At 71.1% G+C, this 23,540-nt stretch carries 19 protein-coding genes and 1 pseudogene; 16 read left to right on the top strand and 4 right to left on the bottom strand.

Annotation, left to right across the window (positions count from 1 at the left end):
- The first annotated feature begins 357 nt into the window (after positions 1-357).
- Positions 358-1,770 carry a dihydrolipoyl dehydrogenase gene (gene lpdA / locus STRBO_RS0121480; protein WP_005473929.1) on the top strand — a complete coding sequence of 471 codons (1,413 nt, stop codon included), beginning with the start codon at positions 358-360 and terminating at the stop codon, positions 1,768-1,770.
- A 247-nt stretch (positions 1,771-2,017) separates the two neighbouring features.
- On the opposite strand, the gene STRBO_RS0121485 is transcribed toward lpdA, so the two are convergent.
- A complete protein-coding gene (locus STRBO_RS0121485) occupies positions 2,018-5,041 on the bottom strand; it encodes an MGH1-like glycoside hydrolase domain-containing protein (RefSeq protein ID WP_005473927.1) in 3,024 nt (1,007 codons plus the stop codon).
- 230 nt (positions 5,042-5,271) lie between these two features.
- Here STRBO_RS0121485 and STRBO_RS0121490 point away from each other — a divergent pair, with 230 nt between their 5' ends.
- The 4 genes and pseudogenes from STRBO_RS0121490 (at position 5,272) to STRBO_RS0121510 (ending at position 8,006) form a co-directional block, all read left to right on the top strand.
- Positions 5,272-5,811, top strand: a complete 540-nt coding sequence (locus STRBO_RS0121490) for a GNAT family N-acetyltransferase (protein ID WP_005473925.1) — start codon at positions 5,272-5,274, stop codon at positions 5,809-5,811.
- Between the two features lie 402 nt (positions 5,812-6,213).
- A complete protein-coding gene (locus STRBO_RS0121495; RefSeq protein WP_005473923.1) occupies positions 6,214-6,654 on the top strand; it encodes an ANTAR domain-containing protein in 441 nt (146 codons plus the stop codon).
- Between the two features lie 109 nt (positions 6,655-6,763).
- Positions 6,764-7,642, top strand: a pseudogene (locus STRBO_RS44740) (cbb3-type cytochrome c oxidase subunit I); the annotation flags it as partial.
- Positions 7,643-7,703: 61 nt separating this feature from the next.
- A complete protein-coding gene (locus STRBO_RS0121510) occupies positions 7,704-8,006 on the top strand; it encodes a hypothetical protein (protein WP_005473918.1) in 303 nt (100 codons plus the stop codon).
- Between the two features lie 58 nt (positions 8,007-8,064).
- Here STRBO_RS0121510 and STRBO_RS0121515 read toward each other — a convergent pair whose 3' ends face one another.
- Positions 8,065-8,445, bottom strand: a complete 381-nt coding sequence (locus tag STRBO_RS0121515; protein WP_020114754.1) for a winged helix-turn-helix transcriptional regulator — start codon at positions 8,443-8,445, stop codon at positions 8,065-8,067.
- A gap of 141 nt (positions 8,446-8,586) precedes the next feature.
- On the opposite strand from STRBO_RS0121515, the gene STRBO_RS0121520 reads away from it, so the two are divergent.
- From STRBO_RS0121520 to paaN, 4 genes are all read left to right on the top strand, one after another.
- Entirely contained in the window at positions 8,587-8,994 is a 408-nt protein-coding gene (locus tag STRBO_RS0121520; protein ID WP_005473914.1) for a RidA family protein, read from the top strand.
- Between the two features lie 157 nt (positions 8,995-9,151).
- Positions 9,152-9,460 carry a hypothetical protein gene (locus STRBO_RS0121525; protein ID WP_005473912.1) on the top strand — a complete coding sequence of 103 codons (309 nt, stop codon included), beginning with the start codon at positions 9,152-9,154 and terminating at the stop codon, positions 9,458-9,460.
- Positions 9,461-9,637: 177 nt separating this feature from the next.
- Positions 9,638-10,684, top strand: coding sequence for a histidinol-phosphate transaminase (gene hisC, locus STRBO_RS0121530; protein ID WP_005473910.1), 1,047 nt, complete (start codon positions 9,638-9,640; stop codon positions 10,682-10,684).
- Positions 10,672-12,339 carry a phenylacetic acid degradation protein PaaN gene (gene paaN / locus STRBO_RS0121535; protein WP_005473908.1) on the top strand — a complete coding sequence of 556 codons (1,668 nt, stop codon included), beginning with the start codon at positions 10,672-10,674 and terminating at the stop codon, positions 12,337-12,339. Before hisC ends, paaN begins: the two co-directional genes overlap by 13 nt.
- Positions 12,340-12,348: 9 nt before the next feature.
- Here paaN and STRBO_RS0121540 read toward each other — a convergent pair whose 3' ends face one another.
- Positions 12,349-12,855: an Lrp/AsnC family transcriptional regulator gene (locus STRBO_RS0121540; protein WP_005473906.1), complete on the bottom strand. Its 507-nt coding sequence runs from the start codon at positions 12,853-12,855 to the stop codon at positions 12,349-12,351.
- A 120-nt stretch (positions 12,856-12,975) separates the two neighbouring features.
- On the opposite strand from STRBO_RS0121540, the gene pdhA reads away from it, so the two are divergent.
- The 7 genes from pdhA to STRBO_RS0121575 all read left to right on the top strand — a co-directional run bounded on the left by pdhA (position 12,976) and on the right by STRBO_RS0121575 (position 20,474).
- Positions 12,976-14,148, top strand: a complete 1,173-nt coding sequence (pdhA, locus tag STRBO_RS0121545) for a pyruvate dehydrogenase (acetyl-transferring) E1 component subunit alpha (RefSeq protein WP_005473904.1) — start codon at positions 12,976-12,978, stop codon at positions 14,146-14,148.
- 5 nt (positions 14,149-14,153) lie between these two features.
- Positions 14,154-15,179: an alpha-ketoacid dehydrogenase subunit beta gene (locus STRBO_RS0121550; RefSeq protein ID WP_005473902.1), complete on the top strand. Its 1,026-nt coding sequence runs from the start codon at positions 14,154-14,156 to the stop codon at positions 15,177-15,179.
- Positions 15,176-16,660: a dihydrolipoamide acetyltransferase family protein gene (locus tag STRBO_RS0121555; RefSeq protein WP_005473900.1), complete on the top strand. Its 1,485-nt coding sequence runs from the start codon at positions 15,176-15,178 to the stop codon at positions 16,658-16,660. Before STRBO_RS0121550 ends, STRBO_RS0121555 begins: the two co-directional genes overlap by 4 nt.
- 190 nt (positions 16,661-16,850) lie before the next feature.
- The gene (locus STRBO_RS0121560; RefSeq protein ID WP_005473898.1) at positions 16,851-18,032 is read left to right on the top strand and encodes a thiolase family protein; all 1,182 of its coding nucleotides are present in this window, start codon (positions 16,851-16,853) and stop codon (positions 18,030-18,032) included.
- On the top strand, positions 18,029-18,790 hold the full coding sequence (locus STRBO_RS0121565; RefSeq protein WP_005473896.1) for an enoyl-CoA hydratase/isomerase family protein: 762 nt from the start codon (positions 18,029-18,031) through the stop codon (positions 18,788-18,790). Before STRBO_RS0121560 ends, STRBO_RS0121565 begins: the two co-directional genes overlap by 4 nt.
- A 92-nt stretch (positions 18,791-18,882) precedes the next feature.
- Positions 18,883-19,668 carry a 3-hydroxyacyl-CoA dehydrogenase family protein gene (locus tag STRBO_RS0121570; RefSeq protein WP_237547526.1) on the top strand — a complete coding sequence of 262 codons (786 nt, stop codon included), beginning with the start codon at positions 18,883-18,885 and terminating at the stop codon, positions 19,666-19,668.
- Positions 19,659-20,474 (top strand): enoyl-CoA hydratase/isomerase family protein, encoded by an 816-nt coding sequence (locus STRBO_RS0121575; RefSeq protein ID WP_005473892.1) that lies wholly within the window; start codon positions 19,659-19,661, stop codon positions 20,472-20,474. The genes STRBO_RS0121570 and STRBO_RS0121575 overlap by 10 nt, the downstream gene beginning before the upstream one ends.
- Positions 20,475-20,619: 145 nt before the next feature.
- On the opposite strand, the gene STRBO_RS0121580 is transcribed toward STRBO_RS0121575, so the two are convergent.
- Entirely contained in the window at positions 20,620-23,400 is a 2,781-nt protein-coding gene (locus tag STRBO_RS0121580; RefSeq protein WP_005473890.1) for an alpha/beta hydrolase, read from the bottom strand.
- Between the last annotated feature and the right edge of the window lie 140 nt (positions 23,401-23,540).

A 23,540-nucleotide genomic window follows, 5' to 3' on the forward strand; every position in this document is an offset into this window, starting at 1 on the left:
CACCAGGGCGCATGTGATTATGATCGTAATATTAAGTGGATGCAATCGGTGATCGCAACCAACCCGGTCGGTGGTCGCATCCGATGTCCCAGCGAGGACCGTGCGCGCGGGCTGCCCTGCCCCACACGCCTCCTGAACGGCACGGGCATACAGGAAGCCGCCGGAGTGCTGTAGTCCACGTCCCGGACATCGCTGCCGAGGTGGTGAACCACAGGCGCCTCCTCGTCCTCCACCGGCACCCAGGCGCTACGCGGCGGTCGACACGGCCGCCGTCGAGTATTGATGAACAGGTTCTTCGATCGGGAGCGGGCCGGCCCTTCGCGGGGGTCGGCCGCCCCAGCGGAAAGGAAGCCGTCCATGGACGAGCAGAGTGAGCGCTTCGACGTCGTCGTACTCGGGGCGGGCCCCGGCGGATATGTTGCCGCCGTCCGGGCCGCCCAACTGGGCAAGCGCGTCGCGGTCGTCGAGGAGAAGTACTGGGGCGGCGTCTGCCTGAACGTGGGCTGTATCCCCACGAAGGCGCTGCTGCGCAACGCCGAGCTGGCGCACCTCTTCACGCGCGAGGCGAAGACCTTCGGCATCAAGGTCGAGGGTGAGATCTCCTTCGACTACGGGGAGGCTTTCCGGCGCAGCCGGAAGGTCGCGGACGGCCGGGTCAAGGGCGTCCACTACCTGATGAAGAAGAACAAGATCACGGAAATCAGCGGTCGTGGCACCTTCCTCGACCCGCACACACTCCAGGTGGCCGACTACGACGGCAACACCCGCACGGTCGGCTTCGATCACTGCGTCATCGCCGCCGGGGCAACTCCCAAGCTGCTGCCCGGCACCCGCCGTACCTCGCGGGTGGTGACGTACGAGGAGCAGATCCTCGCCGAGGACCTGCCGCGGTCGATCGTCATCGCGGGCGCCGGAGCCATCGGCGTCGAGTTCGCCTATGTGCTGCACAACTACGGCGTCAAGGTCACCATCGTCGAGTTCCTGGACCGGATCGCCCCACTGGAGGACGCCGAGGTCTCCGCCGAACTGGCCAAGCAGTACCGGAGGTTGGGCATCGACGTCCTCACCTCGACCCGCGTCGAGTCGATCGACGAGTCCGGCCCGCAGGTCCGGGTCACCGTCACCGGCAAGGACGGCGCCCAGCAGGTCCTGGAGGCCGACAAGGTCCTGCAGGCGATCGGCTTCGCGCCGAACGTCACCGGCTACGGCCTGGAGAACACCGGCGTGAGGGTCACCGAGCGCGGCGCGATCGACGTCGACGGCCGCTGCCGCACCTCGGTCCCGCACATCTACGCCATCGGTGACGTCACCGCGAAGCTGATGCTCGCGCACGCCGCCGAGGCGATGGGTGTTCTCGCCGCCGAGACGATCGCGGACGCGGAGACCATGGAGCTGGACTACGTGATGATCCCGCGGTCCACGTTCTGCCAGCCGCAGATCGCCAGTTTCGGCTACACCGAGGCACAGGCGCGGGAGAAGGGATTCGATGTCCAGGTCGCCAGGTTCCCGTTCACCGCGAACGCCAAGGCGCACGGTCTGGGCGACGCGACCGGCTTCGTGAAGCTGATCAGCGACGCCACGTACGGCGAGCTGCTCGGCGCCCACCTCATCGGCCCCGATGTCACCGAACTCCTGCCCGAGCTGACCCTGGCCCAGCAGTGGGACCTCACCGTTCACGAGATCGCCCGCAACGTCCATGCCCACCCCACCCTCGGGGAAGCGGTGAAGGAAGCCGTCCACGGCCTTGCGGGCCACATGATCAATATGTAGCGGAGTGTGTTCGGCGCGACAGCGGGCAGGGCCTCGCCGGCACCCGGATCGGTTCGCGACCTCCGGCTGCCGAGCGGCCCTGTCTCCTGTCGCGGCGGATGAGTCAGCGGCACGCGACCCCCGCGCGGCTCGGCCACGGAAGAACTCCCTGCCCGACCGTCGCAAGCGACCTCGCAGCGGGCCCGGGCCGCGCTGCCCTCACAGCTGAGGGAGTCCGCCGCGGCCTGGAGCCGCGGCGGACGTCCGGTCAGGAGGTGAACGGTGTGGAGCCGTCCTCGGCGACGAGTCTCCACAGGTGGTCGGCGGTGCCGGTGTCGTCCCACTGCAGGGCCTGGGCTCCGGACGAGGTGGACATGTTCTGGATGCCGAGGACCATGCCGCTGTTCTTGTTGACGATCTTGGCGTAACCGCCGCCCGCGTCGACGATCGACCAGAGATGGTCGGCGGTCAGGGTGTCGCCCCACTGCAGCGCGGTGGCGCCGGCCGTCTTGGAGGCGTCCTTGATGCCGAGGACCTGCCCGCTGTTGGTGTTGAAGATCTTGTAGTAGCCGTTCTCGGCGGGGACGATCTTCCACCAGTGGTTGGCGGCGCTACTGGCGGACTGCTGCTGGACGGCGCCTCCGGCGGCGATCGAGGAGCCGGAGACACCCAGCTCCAGGCTGCTGTTCTTGTTGGTGATCTTGACGGACGGAGTCTCCGGGTACCAGGACTCCAGCTCGGTGACACCGACGAACTTGCCTGCCTGCGGGGTGAGGACGACCCGGAACTGCGAGGTCGTGATCGTCGGGAAGGTCACCTCGTTGGCGTTGTTCGCGACCGGCGCGGCCGGGGTCTTCGTCTGGCTCGGGACGGTCACCCACGCGCCGTCCTTGAGGTACTGGACGGAGTAGCTCGCCGGGACGCGGATGTTCGCGCCGTCGTCGTACGTGTAGAACTTCACCTCGTTGATCTTGCGTGGCGCGCCGAAGTCGACGCCGAGGTGGTCGGTGGCGTTGGGGGAGCCGGAGTTGGTCCACCTGTTGTCGGGGATCTTGTCGTAGCGGATCCATCCGTCGGTGGCCCGAAGCGGGGCGTCGAAGGTGGTCGGCTTGCAGGTCTGGCCGCTGTGGCAGTGCGGGCCGTTGGAGACGGTGTTGGTGTAGGAGGCGAACGCCTTCGGGTACGGCTGGGTGACGGTCCGGCCCAGCCAGTCCTGCTCGGCCGTCAGCGGGTTGGCCGCCACGTTCATCATCCGCACGGGCTGCGCCGGAGTCACGGGGGCGGCCACGTCCACCGTGATGTTGCCGACCGTGGACGACTGGTGGATGCGCCGGCCGTCCTGGAAGATCTGCAGGCCGCTGCCCTTGCCGTAGTGCGAACCGTCCCGGTCCCAGCGGATCGAGTACGTGTGCCCGTGGTACGGCAGGCTCTCCACCGCGAAGTAGTCCCAGCCCGAGGGGACCAGCGGCTTGAGCACCAGCGTGTTGTTCGCCTGCGGCTTGATGCCCAGCAGACCGTTCAGCACCAGGTCGTTGAAGCTGGAGTGGTTGTAGTGCTCGCTGAAGTTGAATCCGTCGTAGATCCATGTGCCGGTGTCACCGTTGGCGGCCTCGGCGACGTAGGGCTTGCCGTCCTTGTGCTGGAGGTCGGCGAACTGGGCCAGCATCGTCTGGTAGTCGGCCTTGGTGACGAAGCTCTGCGCGGGGTAGTCCTGCAGCAGGTTCGCGAGGCCGGTCAGGATCTGGCTGGTCTGGTACGGCCAGCTCGGACCGTTCCAGTGGCAGCAGTTGGCGTCGTCGCGCTTCTGCTCGGCGGGTATGGCCTGGTAGTTGAAGTAGGGGTTCGTCGCGATCCGGTCGAGCTCGGCGAAGCCGGTTCCCTTGGTGAACTTCAGGGTGTTGGCCCCGGTCTTCATCGGGACCTGCACGGTGACGGACTTCGACTCCGAGAAGCTGCCCCAGCCGCCGGTGGGCGCGTAGCTGACGGTGATCGGGTTCGCGGTGTCGCCGTTGGCGACGAGCTTGTGCGTCGAGGTGCCGGCGGTGCCGTTGGCGTAGTGGACCGTCACCGGGTACGTGCCGTTGCCGGGCGCGTCCACGGTGAACCCGACCGCGCTGTCGTCGAAGTCGATCTGCCCCACGTACTTGCCGTTGGAGGCGGTCGTCGCACTGTGGGTGTTCGCGTGGGTGACGGCGGCCTGCTCGGCCTCGAAGTCGTGCACCCGCTCCAGCGTCGTGGGCCCGAACGGCGCCTTGAACCGCTTGGCATCCGTCAGGTACTTCCACGCGGACGAGTACTGCGCGTCGGGCAGGTTGAACGCCCAGGGGGCGAAGCCCATCGCCTCACGCCAGGTCGTCCTGGTCTGCTTCAGGGTCCCGTTGGTGTTGTCCGTGTTGTAGACCTGCATGAAGAACTCGCGCTGTGGATCCCACAGCGAGTTCTGCACGGCGGCCTTGAGCGAGGCGGCCTTGCCGTCGTACTCGGTGGCGGTCGCCGTGTCGCCGTTCATCGTGGCGATCTTGCTGATCGCCTGGGCGGCGCTGAACATGTACGCGTTGATCGTGGGCCGGTAGCCCCGGCCGCCGCCGAACCAGTCGCTGCTGTGCATCGACGTCTCGGTGTACTCCGTGGCGTCGGACAGCGGGGTCTGGTGGAACAGATCGCTGGCGGACTGCGTACCGTTCACCGTGACGTCGGTGTCGAAGTTGGAGTCCCATCGCTTGTACAGCGCGATGAGGTGGGGGAGATCGGCCTTGATCCCGGCGGCGTCCCCGGTGACCAGGAACCGCTGGTACGCGGCGCTCGTGATCCACTCGCTGAAGTTCCGGGCGCCGGAGTTGCCCGCGCCGCGCAGCCAGAAGTCGAGGTAGTCGCCCGCGTAGTCGCGGTTGTGCAGCCAGCGCCCGTCCAGCAGGTGGTATCCGGTCGCGTCCGGCAGCGCGGTGTACGGGTTGCCGGCGTACCCGATCGGCACGTCGTACTCGGTCGACACGTACCCGGTGCCCGGCACCGTGTAGCGCAACGCCCGCTTGAAGGTGCTCCAGCGGTAGTAGTAGACCTCGTCGATGTCGTTGTCGGGGGTGTCGAGGAACGGGATGTTGTCCTTGTACCACTGCCGCTCGTCGAGCTGGTTGGCGGCGAGGATGGCGTCCTTGTCCAGCGCGACCGCGTCGGGGTCGTCGGCGGCCCGGGCCGCGGGCGCGCCGGGTCCTGCCGACAGGAGGCTGATGGTCAGCACGGAGCCGCACAGGGCGGCCAGGGCGCGACTGCTGCGTCTGGGGCGGAAACGCATCGAGGTGTCCTCCGTTGGGCACTCATGCGGCGGTTCGATATGTTCGATATTGCGAACAGTGTTCGAAATTCTGCGCGACGGTAGTGTCCGACGAGGGAGGAGGTCAAGACATTCGACCGGACCGGTTCCCCTTCGGCCGCAGATTCGACCGGGCCGGTGCCCCTGCGGCCACGTCTCGACCCGATCGGCCTGCCCGGGAAACGCGTTGCCGTGACACTGCGTTGCCCGGCATGCTCACGGGCGTGATCACTGCACATGGCTCAACCGATGCCGCCATCGTCGTACCTCTCGGCGTGCGCGACCTGCTTCCCGGAGACCTGCCGGCCTGCACCTGGTCGGGTTCGGCCACCCATCTGCGCCATGTGGAGCGGGAGTTGGCGCGTGCAGCGGTCGGCGAAGTGGACTACCTGGCCGTATGCACGTCGGCAGACCTGCCGGTGGCGATCGGCGGGGTCGACTACACGGTCTCCGAGGGAGCCGGAACCCTCTGGCAGCTTGCCGTCCTCCCGGCACTGCGGTCTCACGGCCTGGGGACACTGTTGGTCCGAGCCGCCGAGCAGAGGATCGGGGACCGCCGTCTGCGCAGGGCCGAACTCGCCGTGGAGGAGGAGAACGTGCGGGCGCGCGCCCTGTACGAGCGTCTCGGCTACGTCGCGTACGGCCGTGAGGCCGACGCCTGGGACGAGGAAGCACCCGATGGGTCCGTCCGCCGCCACGAGACGATGTGCGTCCTCATGCGAAGGGATCTCGGCGCACCGGCCCGACGGTGAAGGTCCGGTCAGGGCGCCGTTCCGCCGTGGGGCCGCGGGGTGGCTCCCTCGGCTCATCGGTCGAACGGAGGGAGCCTCGGGTTGATGGGCTCCCGAGAACCGATTTCCGCGTATCCGCGAGGCCACTACTGTCCCGGCAGGCCGCGCGGGCACGAGAGCCGAGGCGTCGTGGGCCGCTGCGCGGTCGGCGCCGCCGCGCCACCGAGGCGACCTGCGCGGTGGCCCCTGCCGCAAAGAGTCACGCCTGGTCAGGGGCTGGTTGCGGACATGCGGGCCACGGCACACCGAGAGGGATGCCGACGGAGCGGGTTTGTGGGTAAGAGTGGTGGTGTCGTCGGCGCGTTCGGACGGGCGTTGCGTCCGGGCGGCGCCGCAAGCCGCCGCAAGGGGAGCGTGATATCGATGGGTGTCCCGCACAACAGCCGTCCCGAGTCGGCTGAAGTGCGCCATCCGCAGGGGCCGGACGACTCCGCTGCCAAGATCATCGATCTTCAGCGGCACAATGACCACCTGCAAACGGCCATCACGTCCCATGCGGTGATCGATCAGGCGATCGGAGTGGTCATCGCCCTCGGTGCACTACGCCCTCAGCAGGGTTTCGACGTTCTTAAGGACGTCTCCCAGCACACCAACGTCAAACTGCGCGAGATCGCCGGTCTCATCGTCGACTGGGTGCTCACCCACCACCTGCCCGACGACGTCCAGGAAGCCCTCGACGCAGCGCTGCAGAAGGCGCAGTCCGCCCCCTCGCACGGGATCGCGCCGGACCCGCACGCCGCCGGCGGAAGTGAGCGGACGACGGACGACGGCGAGCACCGGCCGGGTCCCCCACCGCGCGGGTGAGGGCGGGGGCCGTCACGTTCCCCGTCCTCACATCTCCCACGCTACGCCTTGTGCGAAGGCCCGCCAGTGGTGCCGGTGCCAGTGCCGCCGTCGACGTCGCCGCCGGGGATCCTTCGCCTTCTTCCTGATCGGCGGGCCGTTGGCCATGGCGGTCCGGGCTGAGCTGGCCCGGCCGGGAATGCAGTTCCTGTCCGCCGAGCAGTACAACCAGTCGTTCACGATGCACGGCACGATCATGCTGCTGCTCTTCGCCACCCCGACCTTCGCGGGCTTCGCCAATGCGATCATGCCGCTGCAGATCGGCTCACCGGACGTGGCCTTCCCGCGGCTGAACATGCTGTCGTACTGGCTTTTCCTCCTCGGCGGGCTGATCGTGCTCAGCAGTTTCTTCACCACCCAGGGCGCCGCCGACTTCGGCTGGATCGCCTACACCCCGCTCAGCGGGGGCGAGCGCACACCGTATGTCGGCGGCGACATGTGGATCATGGGGCTGGCGCTCGCCGGGTTCGGGACCATTCTGGGCGCGGTCAACTTCATCTCGACGATCATTTGAATCCATTTCTGGACCCTCTTCGTCGGCTTCCACACCACGTTCCTCGTGCAACACTGGCTCGGCGCCGAAGGCAGCATGCCCCGCCGCTATGCCGACTACCTCGCCGCCGACGGTTTCACCGCCCTCAACACCCTCTCCAGTATCGGCGCGTTCCTGCTCGGGCTGTCCACCCTGCCGTTCCTCTGCAACGTCTGGAAGGCCGCCAAGATCGGCAAGAAGATCGACGTCGACTACCCCTGGGGGTACGGCCGGTCCCTGGAATGGGCCACCTCGTGTCCGCCTCCGCGCCACAACTTCATCACGCTGCCCAGGGTCAGGTCCGAATTCCCCGCCTTCGATCTGCACCACCCGCACATCGCCAAGCAGGAGCACGCGGCGAATGTCGGACGGCGTGACGTCATCGAGGCCGAAGGACACCCGGGCGACCGCTCATGAGCAAGGGCCGGAGCGACCGTGCGCACGCCGACCGGAACACGGCACTCGTCGGCGAGGTCGAATGGGCTACCTCAGGGCCCGGATCCACCACCTCCAGGCGCGCGAGGAAGCGGAGGCGCTGTGCTCGCGACTGCCGTGGGCGACCACCGCACAGGCCGAAGAGATCACACGTCACTACATCGAGCAGCGCCTCACTCGCACGCGGCACACACTGGCCCATCACATCGACGAACTGCGTGACCAGTACGAGAACCGCTACCAGGAACTACGACGTGACCTGCTCAAACGCCATGCCGCCAGTGCCTGTGTCGTCCTGGCCGGGTGCGTCGACATCACTGCCGTGGTCGACGCCCTGGGGCACTAGAGGTTGCCCCGTCAACTGCGAACCGGGTCTGGTGTCAGCCGTAGGTCGTGATCAGCCGTCAGGCGTCGAAGCGGTGGCGGGCTGCCTCGATGTGCCCGAAGTAGCGGTGCGTCCAGTCGCACATCGCGTCGACGGTCGAGCGCAGGCCCTGGCCCGGCTCGGTGAGGGTGTACTCGACACGCGGAGGGACGGTGGGGTGCACGTCTCTCACGACCAGGCCGTTGCGCTCCAGCATGCGCAGGTTCTGGGTGAGCATCTTGTGGCTGATGCCCTCGATCTGGTTCCGCAGTTCGCTGAAGCGCAGCGTGCGTTCACCGAGAGTCTCCATGATCAGTAACGCCCACTTGTTGGCGACGTCGGAGAAGATCTCTCGCGCCAACGAGTCCGCGCGCCTGAAGTCCGCTTCCTCGGACGGGCCCTTGCTCTGTTTGGTCACCATCGGGTTCCTCAGTCACTGAAAAGTGCGTTCTTCCATGTCAGCGCACACTCTCCTACGGTTCCTGAGTAACCACAAGAGACCGAAGGTGCCTGGTCGGGTGTACATGAGCCCACAGGCGCTACGGACGAGGAGGCAGGCAGCATGGCCATCAACCTGGTGAACCCGAGTGGATTGCCCAAGATCGACGTCTACCGGCAGGTGTCGATCGCGACTGGATCGAAGCTGGTCTTCATCGCCGGCCAGGTCGCCTGGGACGCCGAGGGAACCACGGTCGGCGAAGGCGACCTGGCCGCCCAGGTCGAGCAGTGCTACCTCAACATCGACACCGCCCTGGCCGAGGCCGGCGGCTCCTTCGACGACGTGGCGAAACTGACCTTCTACGTCGTCGACTGGACCCCCGACAAGATGCCCTCGCTCCTGGAGGGTGTCTCCCGGGCGTCCGCCAAGCTGGGCATCACCCCGGTCCCGCCGGCGACGCTGCTGGGTGTCGCGGCCCTGGACGTCCCCGACCACCTGGTCGAGATCGAAGCCACCGCGATCCTCGACTGAACAGACGAACTGAACCGATGAACTGAACCGATGAACTGAAGAGTTGGACTGAATAGATGCACTTCGCCCACTGGGAGCAGCCCAGCCAGTGGGCGGCGTGACCGTTCGCCGGGGGCCCGGGTGCCCGGTCGGACAACCCCATCAGGCCGGGGCCTGGATGATCGCCTTGCCTTGGGTCATCAGCCGGCAGAACACCGAGGTGTTCGACGGCACCCAGGTGACCGACGTCGTCGTGGGCACCGTCCTGGTGGTGCTGTCAGGCCTGTCCCTGCTGCTTCTCAAGCTGTCGGAGCGTCACGACCCCGACAGGGGGCGCAAGGGGCGAGCGAGTCCGGAACCGGGCAGGGGCAGTCTCCACGGGTGCGATAGGGAGTCCCAGGAGAGCCGCGGGGTGGAGCGCCTGACCACGGGCCCGATCCATCACGGTCGGTCGGGCACGATCGTCGCCGCGCAGTCCGTCTCGTGAGGTGGTGCGGTACCAGTGGGTACAAAGACGACTTGCCGCAGTGCAGGCTGATCATCGGCGATCTGTCGTCGAATTCCCCAAAGGGTTGAGCGTTTGTCGCGCTATCTCCACCATTTCCCTGTCACAAGTGCCCGGAGGCGCGGCCCCGGGCCTCACCACCGCAGAAGCGAGTCGAGCATGGTGCGTGTCCGTTCCTCCCTGGCGGAGCTGCCCTCCTACGTCCCGGGTCGCAAACTCCCCGGTGCGATCGTCCTGGCCAGCAACGAAACCCCGTACGGGCTGCTGCCGGGCGTCGCCGGAAGGCTCGCCGAACTGGCGGGCGGCGTGTCGCGCTATCCCGACCTGAGCGCCACCCGCCTCGTGCAGGCCATCGCCGACCACCACGGAGTCGACCCCGAGCGGATCGCGGTGGGCGCGGGCTCCTCCGAGGTCTGCGGCCAGCTGCTGCACGCGGTCGTCGCAGCGGGCGACGAGGTCGTCTTCGGCTGGCGCTCCTTCGAGGCGTACCCGATCCTCACGGCCGTGGCGGGCGGTTCGGCGGTCCGGGTGCCGCTGCGCGACCACGCGCTGGACCTTGACGCGATGGCGGCGGCGATCACCGCCCGGACCCGGCTGGTCTTCGTCTGCAACCCCAACAACCCCACCTCCACCGCGGTCGGCGACAAGGCCCTGCGTGACTTCGTCGACCGTGTGCCCGGGGACGTACTGGTGGTCGTCGACGAGGCCTACCGGGAGTACGCCGACCCGGCGCTGGTCCCCGACGGCCTGGCCCTGCTCGGCGACCGGCCCAACGTCGTGGTGCTGCGCACGTTCTCCAAGGCGTACGGCCTGGCGGGCCTGCGCGCCGGTTACTGCGTCGCGCCCCCGGAGATCGCCGCCCATGTGCGCAAGACCCAGGTGCCGTTCAGCGTCAGCGCACTCGCGCAGGAAGCCGCCGTCGTCGCCCTCGGCGAGCACGCTGAGGTCGCCCGCCGGGCCGCGCTGACCACCGCGGAGCGGGAGCGGATGACCGGGAGACTGCGCGCACTCGGCTTCGAGGTCCCCGCGTCCCAGGCCAACTTCGTGTGGCTGCCGCTCGCGGACGACAGCGCCGACTTCGCCCTGCACTGCCTGGACGGACGGGTCGTGGTCCGTCCGTTCCCGGGTGAGGGGGTCCGGGTGACGATCGGCCTGCCGGAGGAGAACGACACCCTCCTCGCCCTCGCCGCGGCGTGGAGAGGCTGACGGCCGTGGGCCCCACCGCCTACGAGCGGCACCGGGCGCTGCTCCACGACGTCGTACGGGCCATGGCGGCCGGTGAGTGCCGTATGCCCTTCACGGCGGCGACCGGGCAGGACGCCGCGGATGCGGGCATGCGATCGACCCGGACGGCCGCGAAGGTCTTCGCCTCCCTGCTGGGACGGCCCTTCGACCTCGACCAGCCGGGCGAACTGGGCCGGGTGGCCACCGAGTTCTCCCCGTACGGGATAGCCATGGGCATCGGCTATCCGCACTGCGATCCCGCGGCGCTGGTGACCGCGGCCACGCGGGCGACGGCCGGATGGCGTGCCGCGGGCCCGTCCGAACGCGCCGGTCTGGCCGTGGAGATCCTGCGCCGGCTCAACACCCGAAGTCACGAACTGGCCCTCGCGGTGCACCACACCACCGGCCAGCCGCCGACGGCGGCGCTCCGGGCCGCCGGACCGCGCGCCCAGGACCGCGCGCTGGAGGCGGTGGCCCAGGCCTTCGCCGAGTCCGAGCGCGTTCCGGCCGACCTGCGCTGGGAGAGCGTCCGGGGGCGGGGACGGCCGCTGGAGATGCGGGGCACCTGCACCCTGGTGCCCCGCGGGGTGTCCCTGCTCATCGGCTGCGCCGACTATCCGCTCTGGAACGGCTACCCGGGCCTGTTCGCCAGCCTCGTCACCGGCAATCCCGTGATCGTGGCTCCGCACCCGAGGGCCGTACTGCCGCTGGCGATCACCGTGCGCGTGGCCCGGCAGGTGCTGGCGGAGGCCGGTCACTGCCCGGACATCGTGACGCTCGCGGTGGCCCCGCCGGAGGAGCGGCTGCACCGGCGGCTGGCCACGGACCCGGCCGTGCGCATCGTCGACTTCACCGGGTCGGCGCGGTTCGCCGACTGGCTGGAGCAGAACGCCCGGCAGGCCGTCGTGTTCGCCCAACGGACCGGCCTGAACACGGTGATCGTCGACTCCACCGACGACTACCGCTCTCTCGTGCGCGGCCTCGCGGCCTCCCTGTGCCGGTGCAACGGCAGGCTCCGCACCACCCCGCAGAACCTCCTGGCGCCGGCGGCGGGCATCGCGACGGACGAAGGACGCAAGAGTCTGCGGGACCTCGGCGCCGACCTCGGCGAGGCGGTGGACCGGCTGCTCGGGCACCCCGCCCGGGTGGCAAGGCTGGTGGGAGCGATCACCGACGACACGGTCGCGGCGGAACTCGCGCGGGCCACGCGGTGCGGCACGGTGGTGCACCCCTCGCAGGCGCTGCGTCATCCGGACCATCCCCACGCCGACGTGCGCAGCCCGCTGCTCGTCCGCCTGGACGCACGGGACGAACGGATCTACGCCCGGGAGTGGCCGGGACCGGTGGCCTTCCTGATCGGCACCGACTCGACCGCGCACAGCCTTGAACTGTTCCGCCGTACCGTGGGCCGCCACGGCGCGCTGTACGCGGCGGTCCACTCGACCGATCCGCTGGTGCTGGCGGTCGCCGAGGCGGCGGCGCTGGACGCCGGAACGCACCTGGTGCAGAACCTCGCGGACGACCTCCCAGCCGACCCCTCCTCGGCCGGATCGGACCTCCCGGCCGGGGGCGCCCATTTCGTCACCGGCCGGTTCCGGGTCGTACGGTCCCGCCGGCACGTCGCCGCGGCGGCGTGAACGGCGCGCTCAGGCGCTCCAGTCGGCTCCTCGCCCCCGCACCTCGTCGAAGACCAGCCAGGTGCGGGTCGACCGCACGCCCGGAATCGCCTGGATGTTCTCCAGCACCACGCGGCGCAGCAGTGCGTTGTCGGGCGTGCGGACCAGGGCGAGGACGTCGACGTCCCCCGTGACGAGGGCGACGTGCTCGATGTAGGGGATCTCGCGCAGCTCGCGCGAGATGTCCCGCCACGCGTTCTGCTCGATGGACATCGTGACGTACGCGCTGGTGCCGAGGCCCGCCCGTTGCGGGTTCAGCTGGGCGGTGAAGCCGGTGACGACCTCGTCGGCCAGCAGCCTGCCGATCCGCGTGTAGGCGTTGGCGCGTGAGATGTGCACCTGGTCGGCCAGGGCCCGGACCGACACCCGGCCGTCCTTCAGCAGCCGGGCCAGGATCTGCCGGTCGATGGCGTCGAGCGGGACGGGGACGGCAGTTCGTCCGGTCTCCTGGACCGGCGCGGGGAATTCCTCGGACACATTGCTCTCCCGGGACGCGGGATCCGGCAGTTCATCGCCGGTTCCGCCGAAGTATTGAACACATATTCCGCAGTAGCGACCATTCTCCCGTCAAGTGTCCAGAGAAAGCGAGCGCCCTCCATGTCCGTGAAGAGCCTCCGACAGACGGTCCAGGGCCTCCTGCCGTCGCTCACGCCGGTGCGGTTCGTGGCCGAGGACGGCACGCCGGTGGCCAGGCCGCCGGCCGCGTACGCCGAGCCCCCGGCCGAGGTCCTGCGCGAGGCCCACCGGCGGATGGTGCTGGGGCGCCGGTTCGACACCCAGGCGACCGCCCTCACCAAGCAGGGGCGGCTCGCGGTCTACCCCTCCAGCCGGGGGCAGGAAGCCTGCCAGGTCGGCGCCGCGCTGGCGCTGCGCCCTGACGACTGGCTCTTCCCGACCTACCGGGACTCCGTCGCCCTGGTCACCCGCGGCATCGATCCCGTCGAGGTGCTGACACTGCTGCGCGGCGACTGGCACTGCGGCTACGACCCCGCCGCGACCCGCACCGCGCCCCAGTGCACCCCCCTGGCCACCCAGGTCCTGCATGCCACCGGCATGGCGGAGTCCTTGCGCCGCAAGGGCGAGGACGGCGTGGCGATGGCTCTCGTCGGTGACGGCGCCACCAGCGAGGGCGACTTCCACGAGGCACTGAACTTCGCGGCGGTCTTCCGCGCGCCGGTCGTCTTCTTCGTCCAGAACAACAAGTACGCGATCTCCGTTCCGCTGGCCCGGCAGACCGCGGCGCCCGCCCTCGCCTACAAGGGCGTCGGCTACGGGGTGCGCTCCGAACAGGTCGACGGCAACGACCCGGTCGCCGTCCTGGCCGTGCTGACCGGGGCCGTGGCCCACGCCCGCGCCGGCCACGGCCCCGTCCTCGTCGAGGCGCACACCTACCGCATGGACGCCCACACCAACGCCGACGACGCCACCCGCTACCGGGACGCGGACGAGGTCGAGCAGTGGCGGGCCGCCGACCCGCTCACCCGCCTGGAGACGTATCTGCGGGCGCGCGGCGCGCTCACCGACCAGGACATCGCAGCCGTGGGGGAGGAGGCGGAGGCACTGGCCGCGGAGCTGCGCGCCGGGATGAACGCCGAGACCGTCGGCGACCCGCTGGAGCTGTTCGACCACGTCTACGCCGAGCCGACCCCGCAACTGCGCGAACAGCGCGCCCTGCTGGCGGCCGAACTGGCCGAGGCGGTCGAGACCGCCGAGACGGCCCGGTCCGCCGCGCCCGCCGACATCGCCACGCCGTACGCCCAGGAGGACTGACCACCATGACCAAAGTGACGATGGCGCAGGCGCTGAACACCGCGCTGCGCGACGCGCTGAGCGAGGACGAGCGGGTGCTGGTCTTCGGCGAGGACGTCGGCCCGCTCGGCGGTGTCTTCCGGATCACCGACGGGCTGACCCGTGACTTCGGCGAGGAGCGCTGCTTCGACACCCCGCTGGCCGAGGCCGGCATCGTGGGTCTGGCCGTCGGCATGGCGATGGGCGGCTTCCGGCCCGTCGTCGAGATGCAGTTCGACGCCTTCGCCTACCCCGCGTTCGAGCAGATCGCCTCGCACGTCGCCAAGCTGCGCAACCGCACCCGTGGACGGCTGACCCTGCCGATGGTCATCCGCATCCCCTACGCCGGCGGCATCGGCGGAGTCGAGCACCACTGCGACTCCAGCGAGGCGTACTACGCGCACACCCCCGGGCTGAAGGTCGTCACCCCCGCGACCGCTCAGGACGCGTACTGGCTGCTGCGGGACGCCGTCGCCGACCCCGACCCGGTGGTCTTCCTGGAGCCCAAGAAGCTGTACTGGTCGAAGGAGGACACCGACCTCCGGCACCGCGGCGCCCTGCCCTTCGGCCGGGCGGCGATCCGGCGGGAGGGCCGCGACGCCACACTCGTCGCCTACGGCCCGTCGGTCCCGGTCGCCCTGGCCGCGGCCGAGGCTGCGGCGGCCGAGGGCATCGACCTGGAGGTCGTCGACCTGCGCACCCTCGTGCCCTTCGACGACGAGACGGTCACCGCGTCCGTACACCGCACCGGCCGCTGCGTGGTCGTCCAGGAGGCCCAGGGCTTCGCCGGCGTCGGAGCGGAGATCGCCGCACGCGTCCAGGAACGCTGCTTCCACTCCCTGGCCGCGCCCGTCCTGCGGGTGACCGGCTTCGACATCCCCTACCCGCCGCCCAAGCTGGAGCACGCCCACCTGCCCGGCGTCGACCGGATCCTCGACGCCGTCGACCGTCTCCAGTTCGCCGACGACCCGGACGTCCGGCACCTCGGCCTGCCGAAGGGAGCAGCCGCATGACCACCGCGACACACGCCGAACAACTGTTCCGGCTCCCCGACCTCGGTGAGGGCCTCACCGACGCCGAGATCGTCGAGTGGAAGGTCGCGGTCGGCGACACGGTCACGATCGACCAGATCGTCGTCGAGGTCGAGACCGCCAAGGCGGCGGTGGAGGTGCCGGTCCCGTACGCGGGCACGGTGCTGCGCCTGCACGCGGAGGCGGGCACGCCACTGGCGGTGGGAGAGCCGCTGATCACGGTGGGTGCGGCCACCTCCGGCGGGAACGGCGACCGGGGCGCGGGCCCGATCGGCCCGTCCCTCGCCGGGTCCGCCGGGGAAGCCGCTCGACCGGACACCGCGGCGGAACGGTACCGGGAGGAGGAGCAGGCCGGCTCCGGCAACGTCCTGATCGGCTACGGCACCGGCCACGGCCCGGCCCCGCGCCGCCGGCGCAGACACCCCGGCGCGTCGTCGGCCACCGGCGCGCCCCTGGTCGTCGGCCACACGCCTGCCGGAGGCGGCGCCACGGCGGCCGATCGCCCGGTACCGCCGGCGCCCTCCGCACGGCAGACGGCGCCGACGCCGGTCGACGGACCCACGCGGCTCACCGCGCCCCGCGCCATCTCGCCGCTGGTCCGCAGGATGGCCCGGGACCACGGGATCGACCTCGCCGCTCTGACGCCCTCCGGCCCGGCCGGCATCGTGCTGCGCCGTGACGTGGAGCGGGCCGTCGAGCTGGCCCGGCAGACCGTGTCGCGGCCCGCGCCCGCGCCGGCTCCGCGACCGCAGCGGGACCCCGCACCGGCGGGCCCCGAACGCATCCCGCTGCGCGGACTGCGCCGCGCGGTCGCCGACAAGCTCTCCCGCAGCCGCACCGAGATCCCCGACGCCACCACCTGGGTCGACGTGGACGCCACGGGCCTGCTGCGGGCGAAGAGGGAACTGAACGCCGCCGCACCGGGCGGCCGCGTCGGGCTGCTCGCCCTGCTGGCCCGCATCTGTGTCGCCGGACTGGCCCGCTTCCCGGAGCTGAACTCCACCGTCGACACCGAGCGTCGCGAGATCGTCCGCTTCGACGAGGTGCATCTGGGTTTCGCCGCCCAGACCGACCGCGGCCTGATGGTCCCCGTCGTCCGTGACGCCCACCGTCTGACGACGGCCCAACTGGCCGCGGAACTTGCCCGGTTGACCGAACTCGCCCGAGGCGGCAACCTCCCGCCGGCGGCGCTGACCGGCGGCACGTTCACCCTCAACAACTACGGGGTGTTCGGTGTCGACGGATCGACACCCATCATCAACCACCCCGAGGCCGCCCTCCTCGGTGTGGGCCGCATCGTCGACAAGCCGTGGGTGGTGGACGGGGAGCTGACCGTCCGCAAGGTCACCCAGCTGTCGTTCAGCTTCGACCACCGCGTGTGTGACGGCGGCGTGGCCGGCGGCTTCCTGCGCTACGTCGCCGACTGCGTGGAACGCCCGTCGATCCTGCTCGCCGACGTCTGACGGGACTCTCCACCGTCTCTGCTCGCCACTGCGCCCAGGACGCAGTGCACCCCTCGATCGACCGAACGTTCGGCCTGGAGTTCCCCCTTGCCCACCGCCTTTCACTCCGCCGTCACCCACTTGGCCGCCGTGACCGGACCGGCCGCGGTCGCCCGGTCCCCCCGCCATGCCCCCGCGAAGGAGCCCACCCATGCCTGACGAGGTCTATCTGATCGACGGCGCCCGCACCCCCCTGGGCCGCCACCGAGGGGCGCTGGCCTCCGTACGCCCCGACGACCTGGCCGCCCTCGTCGTCCGGGAGGCGGTGGAGCGCTCCGCGATCCCGGGCGAGGCCGTCGACGAGGTGATCCTCGGCTCCGCCAACCAGGCCGGCGAGGACAACCGCAACGTGGCCCGCATGGCGGCGCTGCTGGCCGGACTGCCGCACACCGTGCCCGGATACACCGTCAACCGGCTGTGCGCGTCCGGCCTGACGGCCGTGGCCTCCGCCGCCCAGACCGTACGGGCGGGCGAGGCCGACCTGGTCGTGGCGGGCGGCGTGGAGTCGATGACCCGCGCGCCCTGGGTGATGGCCAAGCCCGGCACCCCCTGGGCCCGCCCCGGCGAGGTGCACGACACCCCCCTCGGCTGGCGGTTCACCAACCCGCGCTTCTCCGCCGACACCACCCTGTCGATGGGCGAGACCACCGAGGAACTCGCCGCCCTGGACGGCATCACCCGCCTGGAGGCGGACTCCTTCGCGCTGCGCAGCCACCGCCGGGCCGTCGCCGCCCAGCAGGCCGGCCGGTTCGCCCGGGAGATCGTCCCGGTGCCGGTCGAGGACGGCGAGGTCACCCAGGACGAAGGGCCCCGGTCGGCCACCTCACTGGAGCGGCTGAGCGGGCTGCGCACCTCCTTCCGCGGCGACGGGATCGTCACCGCGGGCAATTCCTCGCCACTGTCCGACGGGGCGGCCGCCGTGGTGGTGGCGAGCGGGGCGGCGGTCGAACGGTACGGCCTCACGCCACGGGCCCGTGTCGTCACCGCCGCCTCGGCCGGGGTCGAACCCCGTCTCATGGGGCTCGGCCCCGTGCCGGCCACCGCCAAGGCGCTGGACCGGGCGGGCTGGAGCATCGACGACCTGGACGCCATCGAGGTGAACGAGGCGTTCGCCTCCCAGGTGCTGACGGTGGTGCGCCGACTGAAGCTCGACGAGGACCGGGTCAACGCCGACGGCGGCGCGATCGCCCTGGGTCACCCGCTCGGCTGCTCGGGCACCCGCATCGTGCTCGCCCTGCTCGGCCGACTGGAGCGCGAGGACGGCCGCCGGGGCCTGGCGACCATGTGCGTGGGCGTCGGGCTGGGCGTGTCGCTCCTGGTGGAGCGCGTATGAGCACGGCTGCTTCATCCTCGTACGACACCCTCCTCGTCGACGAACACGCGGACCGGGTCGTGGTCACCCTGCACCGGCCCGAGGCCCGCAACGCCATCGACGCCCGTATGATCACCGAACTCCACCACCTGTGCGAGGAGTTGGAGCGCACCCCGCGCCTCATGCTGCTCACCGGGCACGGCGGGGTCTTCGCCGGCGGCGCCGACATCGCCGAACTGCGCGCACGGGGCCGCGACGAAGCCCTGCGGGGCATCAACAGCCGCCTCTTCGAACGGGTCCGCCGACTGCCCCTGCCCACCGTGGCCGCCGTCGACGGCTGGGCCCTCGGCGGGGGTGCCGAGCTGGCGTACGCCTGTGACATTCGGATCGCCGGTCCCGACGCGGTGTTCGGCAACCCCGAGCCGGGCCTCGGCATCCTCGCCGCCGCCGGGGGCTGCTGGCGGCTGAGGGAACTCGTCGGCGAGTCGGTGGCCAAGCAGGTGCTGCTGGCCGGCCGGAACCTCGACGCGGCCGCCGCGCTCGCCTGCGGGCTGGTCATGGACGTCGTACCGGCGCAGCGGCTGACCGCCGAGGCGCATGCCCTGCTCGACCGCATGGCCCGCGCCTCGGCGCTCGCCCTGCGCCTCACCAAGCTCGTCACGGACGCCCCCGGCGCCCACCCGGTCGCCGACGACCTCGCCCAGGCCGTGTTGTTCGAGGGCCGCGACAAGCAGGAGCGCATGACGCGCTTCCTGGACAGGAACGGAGGCCGGGCATGACCTCGGCAGCAGCAGGAGCGGCAGCAGCCGCAGAAGCAGAAGGACAGCAAGCGGCACCGCCCGCGGTCGTGGGGGTGATCGGTGGCGGCCGGATGGGCGCCGGTATCGCGCAGTCCTTCGCGGCCGTCGGGTCCTCGGTGGTGGTCGTGGAACAGGACGCCGAAGCCGCGGACGCCGCCGTCGAGCGCATCGCCGCCGCCCTGCGCCGGGGCGGGGCCGAGGACGACGCGTTCCGGCTCACCGTGGTGGCTTCGGTGTCCGAACTGCCCCGCGACGCCGATCTCGTCGTCGAGGCGGTGCCGGAGGACGCGGCGCTCAAGGCCCGCCTGCTCGCCGCGGCCGAACAGGCCGTGGGGGAGCGGTGCGTGCTCGCCAGCAACACCAGCTCCCTGTCGGTGACCGACCTCGCGGCGGCCCTGCGGCGCCCCGGCCGGTTCCTGGGCATGCACTTCTTCAACCCCGTGCCGGTCTCCGCCCTGATCGAGGTGGTCCTGGCGCCCGGCACCACCGGCGACACCCTGGAATCGGCCGTCGGCTGGACCCGCGCCCTCGGCAAACAGGAGGTGGTCGTCGGCGACTCGCCCGGCTTCGCCAGCAGCCGCCTGGGTCTCGCCCTCGGACTGGAGGCGATCCGCATGGTGGAGGAGGGCGTCGCCGCCCCCGACGCCATCGACACCGCCATGTCCCTGGGCTACAAGCACCCCATCGGGCCGCTGCGCCTGACCGACCTGGTCGGACTCGACGTACGCCTCGCCATCGCCGACCACCTGCACACCACCCTCGGCGAACGGTTCGCACCGCCCCGACTGCTGCGGGAGATGGTCGCCCGCGGCGAACTCGGCCGCAAGAGCGGACAGGGGTTCTACGCATGGCCGTGACCGACACCCCCGCTTCCCACGGTGTGTCGTACGAGGTCACCGACGCCGTCGCCGTCATCGAACTGCGCGGGGGCGCCGGCGGCAACGCTCTCGACGCACACCTGCGCAGCGCGCTCCTGACGGCGGCCCGTCGGCTCACCACGGACGCCGGCCGGCACGTACGGGCAGCCCTGATCACCGCCCGCGGACGGCACTTCTGCGTCGGCCAGGACCTCAAGGAGCACGCCCGGCTGCTGAAGGACGCACCGGGCGCCGCCTTCGCCAACATCCCCGAGCACTACAACCCGCTGGTCAAGGAACTCCAGGCGCTGCCCATCCCGGTGGTCGCCGCCGTCGAGGGCGCCTGCGTCGGGGCCGGCCTCGGCATCGCGCTCTGTGCCGACGTGCGGGTCGCCGCCGAGAGCGCCCGGTTCGCCACCGCCTTCACCGGTGTCGCCCTGGCCTCCGACTCCGGTGTCGCTCGCGCCCTCGCCCGCCAGCTGGGCCCCTCACGGGCGGCCGGGCTCATGCTCCTCGGGGACGCGTTCTCCGCGCGGGACGCGGAGCAATGGGGCCTGGTGCACCGCGTCGTGGTGGACGGCTCGGCCGCCGCCGAGGGGCTGGCTGTGGCCCGTGCGCTGGCCGCCGGGCCCACCGCGGCCCACCGGGAGACCAAGGCGCTGCTGCGGTCCGCGGCCGCCGCGAGCCTGCCGGCCGCGCTGGACCGCGAGTCCGTCGTCCAGCGGCGGCTCGGCTCCACCGCCGACCACCGCGAGGCCGTCGAGGCCTTCCTCGAACGGCGCGCTCCGGTCTTCCGGGGCCACTGACCGCCGCCTGTGCAACCGTCTCCGCATCCGCATCCGCATCCGTGTCCGTGTCCGCGTCCTCATCCGCGGCACGGTCTCGGCACGGAAGGGGGCACGCACCGATGGTTCCTCGGTCCGTGCCCCCTTCGCGTCGCGGGCATGTGGCCTACGGCGCGTCCACGACCGTCCCCGTCACCACCGGCCGGCCGGGTACCGGTTCGCCGTCCTCGCCGGTCAGCGCCAGGCGCAACGACTCGGCCGGTTCGGCCACCCTGTCCTTCACCGTGGGCACCGTGATGTCGCCGGTCGTGCTCCCGGCGGGGATGTCGGTCAACAGCCACAGGCCCGCCTGCGACAGCGGGCGCTCCGGATCGGGCTCCTCACCGGTGTTGTCCCTCAACCACCGCGGATCCACGTCCTTGGTGGACAACTCGACGCCGTCGGTGACCGGTAGCACCCGGAGATCCCGCACGAGCTCCACCTCGGCCGGCGACGAGAGCGACACCCGCCAGGTCAGCTTTCCGCCCTCGGTCACCCGGTCGGCGACCGGCGTCAGCGTCATCTCGGGCTCGGGGTCGTCGTTCACCGCGGTGACGCCGCCCAGATACGTGCCGACGACCGCGCCGCGCACGGCCTTGGCCACCAGATCCTGGCTCTGGTCGTAACCGAAGCGGGTGTCGCCCTCGACCACGACCGGCACCTTGATCGGGCTCACCCCGGGCCTTACCGTGATCAGCTTGTCCACGGCGCGGCCGGTCTCCGGGTCCAGGACCGAGAAGCGGACCTTGCCGCTGCCGTGGCCGGAGACCTTGACCGGTATCTGGTACGTGCGGGTGCCGGAGTCACCCTCCTGGACCGTGAGCCGGCCGATGTCGACGCGCGGAAGGGCGGCGGCGGTGACCGCCGGAGTACCCGGTGACCAGCCCCAGGCATCCATCACCCAGGCTCGCCCGGACCGTGAACGCGACGTCAGCTCAAGGGACTTGACATGCTTGAGGTCGAACCGGCCACGGGTGGCGGCGGTCAGCGGGACCCGTACCTCGCGCGCCCAGTACGAAGCGGTGCGCTCGGTGCCGGGCAGCCCCGCGACCTTCACACGACCGAGCTCGGCCCTGCGGCCGGCGGAGTCGGTCAGGGACACGTCCAGCTTGGTACCGGCGGTGTTCGGCGGCACGATCACCCGCAGAGCCAGATCCTTGGCGCCGGTCAGGGAGAGCGGCTCGGCCGGCGTGACCTTCGTCGCCCTGCCGGCCGCGGACCACTTCAGTGCGACGGCGCTGCGGCCCGCCTCCTTCTCCGTCTGCCACCAGGCGAAGTGCGGGGACGCCCCCCGGACGCCCTTGCCCAGGCACGCCCTGGCCGGCGCGGGGTCGACCGCCGCGCACAGCCTGCCTCCGCCGGTCACCTTCACTCCGCCGTCGGGCAGGAATCCGCCGGTGCGGCGGGCGCCGACGGCGTGGGTCAGCACCCGGGCCGGGTCGGCCGACGGGGCGCGCCGGTCCGAGCCGTCCAGCAGCGGGCGCACGCGGTCGTCGCCCGCCACGAACAGCCGGGCCGCCGCGGCTATGTAGGTGGCGCCGGCCTTGTGCTGCTGGTCGGCGGTGAGCCGGGTACGGGCGCCCGGGGAGCACACCGCGTCCCGCTCGTCGCTCTCGGGGTCGTCCGAGAAGTCGTCGAAGGCGGGCGCCTCGGCCTGGCCCGGCGTCCACTCGGTGTTGAAGAAGTTGTGGTTGGCGCCGACCATGTACACGGCGCTGTGCAGGGCCTTGCCCTTGCTGACGCCGCGCGTGCCGTCCACGTACACCTGGCCCTGGAGGTCGGAGACGTCGCCGTCACAGCCGGGCAGGATGGTCGCGGACGGGACGTCGGGCACGGGGTTCTGGCCGAAGATCGTGGGTCCGATGAGCACGGTCCCGCGGATCTTCCAGCGGACCGGGCCGCGGTAGCCGTCCTGCGCGGCGGGCGCCGGGTAGAGGCTGTCCATCGCGGCCCGGTCGACTCCCTCGCCGCCGCGCGAGTGACCGACGAGCAGGACGCGGGAGAGGTCGGCCGGGGGCGCGTCGCGCACCACGGGCGGGGCGTCGGCCCGGTCGGCGCTCCAGCCGGCCCAGCGCGCGAGGTGCTGCCGCACCAGCGAGGAACGGGCCTGCGCGCCGCCGTCCTCGGCCTGCCAGTCCTGGCCGTTGATGCCGTTCGCCGAGATCGACACCGTCATATAGCCCTGGGACGCCAGCAGTTTCTGGTCCCGCAGATAACCCCTGTGGCTGGGGATCGCCTTCTGCCCGGCCGGGCAGGGCCATTCACCGGTGACGTCCTCGCCGCCCGGCTTGTGACAGGTGCTGTGCCGGCCGTGCAGGAACAGCGCGAGGGGCCGCTTGCCGGTGGCGCCCTTCGGCGCGACGACGACGGCCCGCATCTCGACGGGCTCGGGGAATCCGGGCAACCGCACCGGGGGAAGGCCGTACTCGCCGGAGACCGTGCGGTACGCGCCGGGCCTGCCGGGGTCGACGGAGTTCGCCGGCGGCTGTGCCGAGGGCCGCATGGTGTCCGGGGAACGGTCCTCGCTCCCGCCGGAGTCGCCGGCCGCCGCGTCCAGTCGGCGTCCGGCCGCCATGACCCTGAGGTCCTTCAGCGGGATGTCCTGGTCGAGCGCGAGCCGGAACGTACGCCCGTCCTTGGCCGCCTTCGGGACGCCGAGCAGCCGGCCACCGGTGTGGAACTCGACCCGGGCGTCCCCCATGGGCACATTCCGCCCGGACCGCCAGACCAGCTTCCGTACCAGTCCTTGGTCGGTGACGCTCCATCCCTTCGGCAGGTCGTCGTCCGACGCCGCCGATACCGCCGCCGGTGCGCCGGACGGCTGTTGGGCCTGGGCCAGTCCGGGTGATCCCGCCAGTGCCGCGAGCACGGCAACGGCGATGACACCTGTTCGCCGGGTACGGATCAAGGGTCCCTCCTCACGCTTCGAGCGCGGGCGCCCCGTACGTACCGGGAGCGCCTCACGCCACGAAGGAGGTGAAACGGGACCTGTGGGTTGCCTGTGTCGGTCGAACTCACTTGCGCATTAGCGGAAGTGAGCCACCGACG

Origin of the sequence: Streptomyces bottropensis ATCC 25435 (assembly GCF_000383595.1) — a bacterium.
Lineage (GTDB): Bacteria > Actinomycetota > Actinomycetes > Streptomycetales > Streptomycetaceae > Streptomyces > Streptomyces bottropensis.